The 8,392-nt window shown below is 69.5% G+C and carries 8 protein-coding genes and 1 pseudogene; 8 read left to right on the forward strand and 1 reads right to left on the reverse strand.

Going from position 1 to position 8,392, the window contains the following annotated elements; genetic code table 11:
- Window positions 1-1,081 (reverse strand): SidA/IucD/PvdA family monooxygenase (locus AC1D2K_RS24110; protein WP_478091556.1); only part of this gene is annotated, 1,081 nt, incomplete at its 3' end.
- 41 nt (window positions 1,082-1,122) lie between these two features.
- On the opposite strand from AC1D2K_RS24110, the gene dapF reads away from it, so the two are divergent.
- From dapF to AC1D2K_RS24150, 8 genes and pseudogenes are all read left to right on the forward strand, one after another.
- Window positions 1,123-1,998, forward strand: coding sequence for a diaminopimelate epimerase (dapF, locus tag AC1D2K_RS24115; protein ID WP_478091558.1), 876 nt, complete (start codon window positions 1,123-1,125; stop codon window positions 1,996-1,998).
- Window positions 1,995-2,684, forward strand: coding sequence for a DUF484 family protein (locus AC1D2K_RS24120; protein ID WP_442287169.1), 690 nt, complete (start codon window positions 1,995-1,997; stop codon window positions 2,682-2,684). Before dapF ends, AC1D2K_RS24120 begins: the two co-directional genes overlap by 4 nt.
- Window positions 2,681-3,295 carry a YdcF family protein gene (locus tag AC1D2K_RS24125; RefSeq protein ID WP_478091560.1) on the forward strand — a complete coding sequence of 205 codons (615 nt, stop codon included), beginning with the start codon at window positions 2,681-2,683 and terminating at the stop codon, window positions 3,293-3,295. The genes AC1D2K_RS24120 and AC1D2K_RS24125 overlap by 4 nt, the downstream gene beginning before the upstream one ends.
- Window positions 3,296-3,400: 105 nt before the next feature.
- The gene (locus AC1D2K_RS24130; protein ID WP_478091562.1) at window positions 3,401-4,405 is read left to right on the forward strand and encodes a tyrosine recombinase XerC; all 1,005 of its coding nucleotides are present in this window, start codon (window positions 3,401-3,403) and stop codon (window positions 4,403-4,405) included.
- Complete coding sequence (locus tag AC1D2K_RS24135; protein ID WP_478091563.1) at window positions 4,402-5,604, forward strand: class I SAM-dependent rRNA methyltransferase; 1,203 nt, start codon at window positions 4,402-4,404, stop codon at window positions 5,602-5,604. Before AC1D2K_RS24130 ends, AC1D2K_RS24135 begins: the two co-directional genes overlap by 4 nt.
- Before the next feature lie 88 nt (window positions 5,605-5,692).
- On the forward strand, window positions 5,693-6,742 hold the full coding sequence (locus AC1D2K_RS24140; protein ID WP_478091564.1) for a CobW family GTP-binding protein: 1,050 nt from the start codon (window positions 5,693-5,695) through the stop codon (window positions 6,740-6,742).
- 318 nt (window positions 6,743-7,060) lie between these two features.
- Entirely contained in the window at window positions 7,061-7,945 is an 885-nt protein-coding gene (gene dksA / locus AC1D2K_RS24145; RefSeq protein WP_478091566.1) for an RNA polymerase-binding protein DksA, read from the forward strand.
- Window positions 7,946-7,976: 31 nt separating this feature from the next.
- Window positions 7,977-8,392: pseudogene (locus AC1D2K_RS24150) on the forward strand (STAS domain-containing protein); the annotation flags it as partial.

An 8,392-nucleotide genomic window follows, 5' to 3' on the forward strand; every position in this document is an offset into this window, starting at 1 on the left:
CGTCCTCCCAGGGCGAGCCCAGACGCAGCTCGAAGGCGTCGTGGGCGTCGCAGCGGCGGACGGTTTCCCAGGGCGGTGGCACCTGCTCGTCGAAGATGTAGGTGTAGACCCGCCACTTGCGGGCGTCGTCAAGCCCTTCGAAGCCGCGCAGGAAGCCGTGGCTCGAGGCCGCCTTGCTCTTGTTGACCTGCGGCAGCTCGGTGCGGCGCGCGAACAGGGTGACGCCCGCGGCCCCGGCTTCCAGCGCGCAGGCCGCGTTGTCGAAGGCCGAGGCGCCGGCGCCCAGCACGGCGATGCGCCGCCCCTCCCAGGCCGCGAAATCGATGGCATCGGCGGAATGGAACACGCGGGCCGCCGCCAGCGGATCGTCGCGGCGCAGCGACGGGAAGGCGGGCCAGCGCGGTGCGCCGCTGCCGTCGCGGCCGAGCGCGAGCACGAGCTGGCGCGTGCGCACCGTCTCGCGCCGTCCCTGCGGGTGTTCGAGCTCGATCGTGAGCAGGCGGCCGTCTTCGGCCGGCGACACCGAGCGTAGCGCGACGCGGTTTTCCACCGGCAGGCCGACCGTGTCGCGCACCCACAGCAGGTAGTCGCGCCAGTCGACCCGGCCGATCTTGTGCAGCGCCTGCCAGCCCGGCGTGGCGCCGTCCGCGGAGGCGTCGCCGGCGCCGTGCTGCGCCTCGTACCAGGCGCGAAAGCTCAGCGAAGGCACGCCGAGTTCGGGCCCGCCCACGTGCTTGGGGCTGCGCAGCGTCAGCATGCGTGCGTAGGTGCCCCAGGGCCCTTCTTCGCCGCGCGCGGCCTGATCGACGACGCGGATGTTGGTGACGCCTTCGCGGCGCAAGGCATAGGCCGCCGTCTGGCCGCACATGCCGGCACCGGCGATCAGCACGTCGAGCACCGGTGCTTCGGCGGTCGCCGATTCGGCCGGCAGCACCCAGGCGGGCGGCGGCAGGTTGATGCGTTCGAGATCGTCGCGGGCCTGGGCCGCGAGCCGGGCCAGCGCCGCGGCGTTGCGCGGGCTGGCAATGAATTGCAACGGCACCGGGGGCAGTGCATCGGAAGAGGAAGCGTCGGAAGCCATGGCCTGAAGATAATCCAGATGGGGCAGCAGATAATCCCCCGATGCGAATCCGCTTCACCAAGATGCAGGGTGCCGGCAACGACTTCGTCGTGCTGGACGAAACCCGCAGCCCGCTCGGACTCCGCGCCGCGCAGTACCGCTTCCTGGCCGACCGCCACTTCGGCGTCGGCGCCGACCAGATCCTCTCGGTGCGGCCGTCGCCGGCCGAGGGCATCGATTTCCAGTACGTGATCCACAACGCCGACGGCGGCGAGGTGGAGCAGTGCGGCAACGGTGCGCGCTGCTTCATGCGCTTCGTGCGCGAGCACAGCCTCACGGCCAAGGATGCGGTGCGCGTGCAGACGCTCGCTGGCGTGATCGAGCCGCGCATGGGCGCCGACGGCCGCGTGACGGTCGACATGGGGGCCCCGGTCTTCGAGCCGGCCCGGGTGCCCTTCGACACCGCGGGCCTCGATTCGCAGCCCGAAGGCGGCTGGCACAGCTGGCACCTGGCGCTCGACACCCATGCCGGCAGCGCCATCGTGGCGGTGGCCGTGCTGTCGATGGGCAATCCGCACGCGGTGCAGATCGTCGCCGACGTCGACAGCGCACCGGTCGCCACCCAGGGCCCGCTGATCGAGCACCATCCGCGCTTTCCGCAGCGCGTCAATGCCGGCTTCATGCAGGTGGTCGACCGCGCCCATGTGCGCCTGCGCGTCTTCGAGCGCGGCGCCGGCGAGACGCTGGCCTGCGGCACCGGCGCGTGCGCGGCGGTGGTCGCGGGCATCCGGCTCGGCCTGCTCGAGCGCCAGGTCGACGTCCAGACCCGGGGCGGACTGCTCACCATCGAATGGGCCGGCGACGGTGCACCGGTGCTGATGACCGGCCCCGCGGTCACCGTGTTCGAAGGCAGCATCGAGGTGCCGGACCCGTCATGAACAATTTCAACTCCAACGCCATGAACCCGATCACCGAAGACGATATCGCCAACTACCTGTCGAACACGCCCGACTTCTTCGAGCGCCACGCCCAGCTGCTCGGCCAGGTGCAGCTCACCAGCCCGCACGGCAATCGGGCCGTGAGCCTGCAGGAGCGCCAGGCCGAGATGCTGCGCGAGAAGATCAAGGCGCTGGAGCACCGCGTGATGGACATGGTGCGCCACGGCACCGAGAACGCGGTCACGGCCGACCGCCTGCAGCGCTGGACCCGCGGCCTGCTGACCACCCGCGACCCACGCGCGCTGCCGGCACAGATCGCCGCTCAGCTGCAGGCCCTGTTCATGGTGCCGCAGACCGCGATCAAGATCTGGGACTTCGACAGTGCCTACCAGGACGAGGCCTACGCCCAATGGGTCAGCGACGACGTCAAGGCGCTCGCCACCTCGCTGACCGCGCCCTACTGCGGCCTGAACTCCGGCTTCGAGGCCGCCGGCTGGCTCGCCGAGCCGCAGGCGGCGGTCTCGATCGCGCTGATCCCGCTGCGGCCCGAGCCCGAGGCGCCGGCATTCGGCCTGCTGGTGCTGGCCTCGCCCGATGCCCAGCGCTACAACGCCGAGATGGGCACCGACTTCCTGGAGCGCATCGCCGAGCTGGCCTCGGGCGCGCTGTCGCGCCTGCGTCCTTGAGCCCGAGCCTGCGGCGCGGTCTGCTGGGCGCGGTGGCGGTTCTGCTGCTGGGCTATGTGTCGATCCACGCGATGGTCTGGCGGCATGCGCTCGCGCGCCTCGCAGAGTCACCTCAGCGCCCGGCCGACGCGGCGCTGATCCTGGGCAACCGGGCTTACAAGGACGGCAAGCCGAACCCCTGCCTGACCGGACGGGTCGACGCCGGCATCGCGCTGGCGAAGGCCGGCACGGTCCGCCAGCTGGTGTTCTCCGGCGGCGTCGACAGCGAGGACGGCCGCATCGAGGCCGAGGTGATGGCGCAGCATGCGCGCAATGCAGGCTACCCCGGACTGCTGCTGCTGGAGCCGGTGTCGCAGTCGACCCGCGAGAACCTGTCGATGTCGCGCGCCGTGCTGCAGGCCGCGGGCGTGCGCAGCGTGATCATCGTGACCGAGCCCTACCACCTGTGGCGGGCCGAGCGGCTGGCGCGCGCGTCCGGATTCGACCGCCTGTTCGATGTCCAGTTCGCCGCCGCGCCGACCAGCTGCTGGCAGCGCTGGGGCATGGCCTTCAAGGGCGCGTTGCGCGAGCCGCTGGCCATCGTCAACAATGCCGCCAATGGGTACTTCTAGCTCGCCCCCAGGTTGGCTCACTTCGTGTAGCCGCCCACCCCCTCGCCGGGGGCGATACCAGCGGCCCGGCAAAGCCGGTTCCGCGGTATCCCTGGAAGGGGCTCCATGGTGAGTCCGAATTGGATCGAAAAGTATCTGGAGCATGTGCGGGTGGAGCGCCGGCTGGCGGCGCGCACGGTCGAGCTCTATGCCGTCCACCTGGCGGTGCTGGCGCAGAACGCCGCCGCGGCCGGCCTGGCGCTGGACCAGGTGCAGACGGCGCATGTGCGGCGCTGGATGGCCCAGCTGCACGGCGCCGGGCGCGAGCCGCGCGGCATCGCGCTGGTGCTCTCGTGCTGGCGCAGCTTCTACCGCTGGCTTGGCCATGAGGGGTTGGTCGGATCGAACCCGGTGCAGGACGTCCATGCGCCCAAGGCCGCCCGGCCGCTGCCGAAGGCGCTCGCGGTCGACGATGCGGTGCGGCTGGCCGAGCTGCGCGACGCCGAGGCCGACCCCTGGGGCGAGGCGCGCGATCGCGCGATCGTCGAATTGCTCTACGGCTGCGGCCTGCGTGTCGGCGAACTGACCGGCCTGGATGTGCGCGCAAGCAGCACGGCGCGCGGCTGGATCGACCTCGACGCCGCCGAAGCCAATGTGCTGGGAAAGGGCAGCAAGCGCCGTCTCGTGCCGGTGGGCAGCAAGGCGATCGAGGCCCTGCAGGCCTGGCTGGCGGTGCGCGACGGCTGTGCGGCGCTCGGGGCCGCGCGGCTGCGCGACCCCGGGAGCGCCGCGGCGCTCTTCATCGGCCGCAATGGCACCCGCTTCTCCGCCCAATCGGTGTGGAAGCAGCTGCGTCAGCGCAGCCTCAAGGCGGGCCTGCCGGCGCCGGTGCACCCGCACATGCTGCGGCATTCGTTCGCCAGCCATCTGCTGCAGTCCAGCAGCGACCTGCGCGCGGTGCAGGAACTGCTGGGCCACGCCAACATCTCGACCACCCAGGTCTATACGCGGCTGGATTTCCAGCATCTGGCCCGCGCCTACGACGCCGCGCATCCGCGGGCCCAGGCCCGCGACGAGGGCCCGCCGCCGATCGGCGAATCATTGCAAAAGAACAAGGGTAGGAATCCATGAAAGTTCTCCGTCTGCGGCCCGGCAAGGAGCGTTCGCTGCTGCGCCGCCACCCCTGGGTATTCGAGTCCGCGATCGCGAAAGGCGGCGGCGATGCCGGCGAAACGGTCCGCATCGAGTCGGACGACGGCCGCTTCCTGGCCTGGGCCGCCTACAGCCCGCATTCGAAGATCCGCGCCCGGGCCTGGAGCTTCGACGAGACGCAGCGCATCGATGCGGCTTTCCTGGCCGCGCGGGTCGCGCAAGCGGTCCGGGCGCGCGAGCTGTTCGACCTGCAGAGCGACGGCGTGCGGCTGGTCCACGGCGAGGCCGACGGCCTGCCCGGACTGATCGTCGACCGTTACGGCGACACGCTGGTGGCGCAGTTCCTCTCGGCCGGCGTCGAGCGCTGGAAGGCGCCGCTCGCCGACGCGCTGCTCGCCGCCACCGGCCTCGACAAGCTGTATGAACGCTCCGACGCCAGCGGCCGCGAGCGCGAGGGCCTGAAGCCGGTGACCGGCTGGCTGCGCGGCAGCGGCCCGACCGAGCTCCAGATCCGCGAGCACGACTGGCGACTGGGCCTGGACATCGCCACCGGCCACAAGACCGGCTTCTACCTCGACCAGCGCGACAGCCGCAAGCGCTTCGCCGAGCTGGCCGGGCAGCGCCGCTTCCGCCGGGTACTGAACTGCTTCTGCTACACCGGCGGCTTCACGGTCGCCGCGCTGGCCGGCCTGAAGGCGGCGGGCGCGGTCGAGGGGGCCGAACTGATCTCGATCGATTCCTCCTTGCCGGCGCTGGAGCGTGCCCGGGCCCATGTGGCGCTGAACGGCTTCGAGGGCGCCCGTACCGAGTTCCTCGATGCCGACGTCAACGCCAGCCTGCGCCGCTTCGTCGACGAGGGCCGCCAGTTCGACGCCATCGTGCTCGACCCGCCGAAGTTCGCGCCGACCGTGGCCCACGCCGAGCGTGCCGCGCGCGCCTACAAGGACATCAACCGGCAGGCCTTCAAGCTGCTGGCGCCCGGAGGGCATCTGCTGACTTTCTCTTGTTCGGGCGGCATCGGGGCCGACCTGTTCCACAAGATCGTGGCCTCGGCCGGCATCGATGCCGGGGTGGACGGCTACATCACCGAGCGCCTGGGCGCCGCGCCCGACCATCCGATGACCATCGAGTTTCCCGAGGGCGAGTACTTGAAAGGGCTGGTGGTGGTGCGCAAGTAGGCTTTGCCCCTGCCGCAGCGCGGCCGGGCGCCGCTCGCTAAACTTTCCGCCTTCCCCGATCCCCCCTCGTTTCCCCGGAGCACCCTCAATGGCCCTTATTCCCGCCACCATCCTCACCGGCTTCCTCGGCTCCGGCAAGACGACCTTGCTCAAGCGCATCCTGAGCGAGGCGCACGGCCAGAAGATCGCGGTGATCGAGAACGAGTTCGGCGAGGAGAACATCGACAACGACATCCTGGTCACCGAGTCCAAGGAGCAGATCGTCCAGATGAGCAACGGCTGCATCTGCTGCACGATCCGCGAGGACCTGCGCGAGGCCCTGCAGCTGCTGGCGGCCAAGAAGCGCAAGGGGCTGCTCGACTTCGACCGCGTGGTGATCGAGACCACCGGCCTGGCCGATCCGGGCCCGGTGGCCCAGACCTTCTTCATGGACGACGAGATCGCCGAGAGCTATCTGCTGGACTCGATCCTGACCTTGGTCGATGCCAAGCATGCGCCCCAGCAGCTCAACGACCGTCAGGAAGCGCGCCGCCAGGTCGGCTTCGCCGACCAGATCTTCATCAGCAAGAGCGACCTGGTCGCCGCCGAGGAAACCGATGCGCTGATCCACCGCCTGAAGCACATGAACCCGCGCGCGCCGCAGCAGAAGGTCCATTTCGGCGAGGTGCCGCTCAAGGACGTGTTCGACCTGCGCGGCTTCAACCTCAATGCCAAGCTGGACATCGACCCCGACTTCCTGAAGGAGGAAGAGGCCCACGACCACCATGACCACGCGCCTGGCGAGCATTGCGACCACCCCTCGCATGCGGGCGAAGGCCATGGCCACCACCATCACCACGACGACGATGTCAAGAGTTTCGTCTACCGCTCGGACCGGGCCTTCGATCCGGCCCGACTCGAGGACTTCCTCGGCGCGATCGTCAATATCTACGGTCCGCGGATGCTGCGCTACAAGGGCGTGCTGCACATGCAGGGCACCGAGCGCAAGGTGATCTTCCAGGGCGTGCACCAGCTCATGGGCAGCGACCTCGGCCCGGCCTGGAGCGCCGACGAAAAGCGCACCAGCCGCATGGTGTTCATCGGCATCGACCTGCCGCGCGAGATCCTGGAGCAGGGACTGGACCAGTGTCTGGTCTAGGGAGAAACACCCCCGAAGCGCCTGCGGCGCCTCCCCCTCGAGGGGGCGATACCAGCGGCCCGGCAAAGCCGGTTCCGCGGTATCCCTGGACTTGGACAGTGCCGGTTTCATGGGCCGCGGTGCTGCGGCACTGATCTCTCTATACAATCGCGCGCCTGTTCCGGGGGCTGCGATTGACCTTCTTTGACCAAGTGTGACTTCCGGCATAGGGCCGGGCGCGTTTCCAGGCTGAATTCGGGGGTATAACCCCGGGGTTCGCCATCGGCGAGCACCCATGATTTGAATGCGCGTTCGAGTTCATCGAAGGAGCCAGTCACCGTGAAGAAACCCGCCGCAAAGCCCAAGCCCGCGCCGAAGCCGGCCGTCAAGACGACGGCGGCTGCGAAGCAGGCTGTACCCGCGGCGAAGAAGGTTTCCGCCAAGCCCGTCGCGCCGCCAAAGGCCCCTGCCAAGAGCAAGACCTCTGCCGCCACCGCGAGCGCCCCCTCATCCAAACCGGCCGGCCCCCGTGCCGCGCCACCTGCACCATCGACTCCCATGAAAAAAACGGCTGCCGCCTCCTCCTCTTCCGCCCCGGCGACGCCCGCAACGACCGCCGCACCCGCGCCCGCACGCGGGGGCCGCGTGTCGCGGCTGTCGCAGCTGACGGTCCCCTCCATGCCGCAATCGGTGGCGTCCACCGCAGCCAAATCGAGCTTCGTGCAGATCACCTCGAACGCGCTGGTGCCGCCGCCGCCGATCGCGGTCAAGAAGGATCCGAAGCTGGTCAACAACTGGAAGACCAAGTCCGCCGAGGAACTCACCGACGCCGAAGTGATCGCGATGCCGGACACCGAGTACATGAACGACAAGCAGATGGCCTTCTTCCGCCTGAAGCTGCAGGAACTCAAGCGCGGCATCCTCGAGAATGCCGGCGAGACGACCGAGCACCTGCGCGAGGACACGGTGGTCGTGCCCGACCCGGCCGATCGCGCCACCATCGAGGAAGAGCATGCGCTCGAGCTGCGCACGCGGGATCGCGAACGCAAGCTCCTGAAGAAGATCGAGCAATCGATCCAGCGCATCGATGCCGGCGACTACGGCTACTGCGACGAGACCGGCGAGCCGATCGGCGTCGGCCGCCTGCTGGCCCGTCCGACCGCCACCCTGTCGCTCGAAGCGCAGCAGCGCCGCGAGCTCAAGCAGAAGATGTTCGGCGACTGATCGCCCGAGGAGCCGGACGGAGACGCTGCGCATGGCCAAGGAAGATTCCGGTCGCTTGCTGTCCAAGGTGGCGAAGTTCGTTCGCAATCCCTTGAAGGATTGGTCCGAGCTCGATGCCGACGAGTCATCGACGCTCGAAAACGGCTACAGCCGCGAGATGCTCAAGGAGATGATCGAGCGGCGGCAGCGCAACGATTTCGTGCGCCGCCGCGAGTTCGACATGCTGCGCAAGCTGCGCCAGCGCGAAGCGGCCGGCGAGCGCGACCCCGCCGCCACGCCGTCCTCCTTCAATGTCAGCAGCACCTCCGGAAAGACGGAGGGCAGGGCGCTCACGCTCAAGAAGATCGATGAGATCGAAGAGCAGATGTCCCAGCAATGGTGGAAGGGCCGCAGCCCCCGCGGCGCGCCGGACAGCGAGGGCGCGGCCGCCGATGGCGCGCCCATGGC

The organism is Variovorax sp. P1_H12_2, assembly GCF_056405335.1.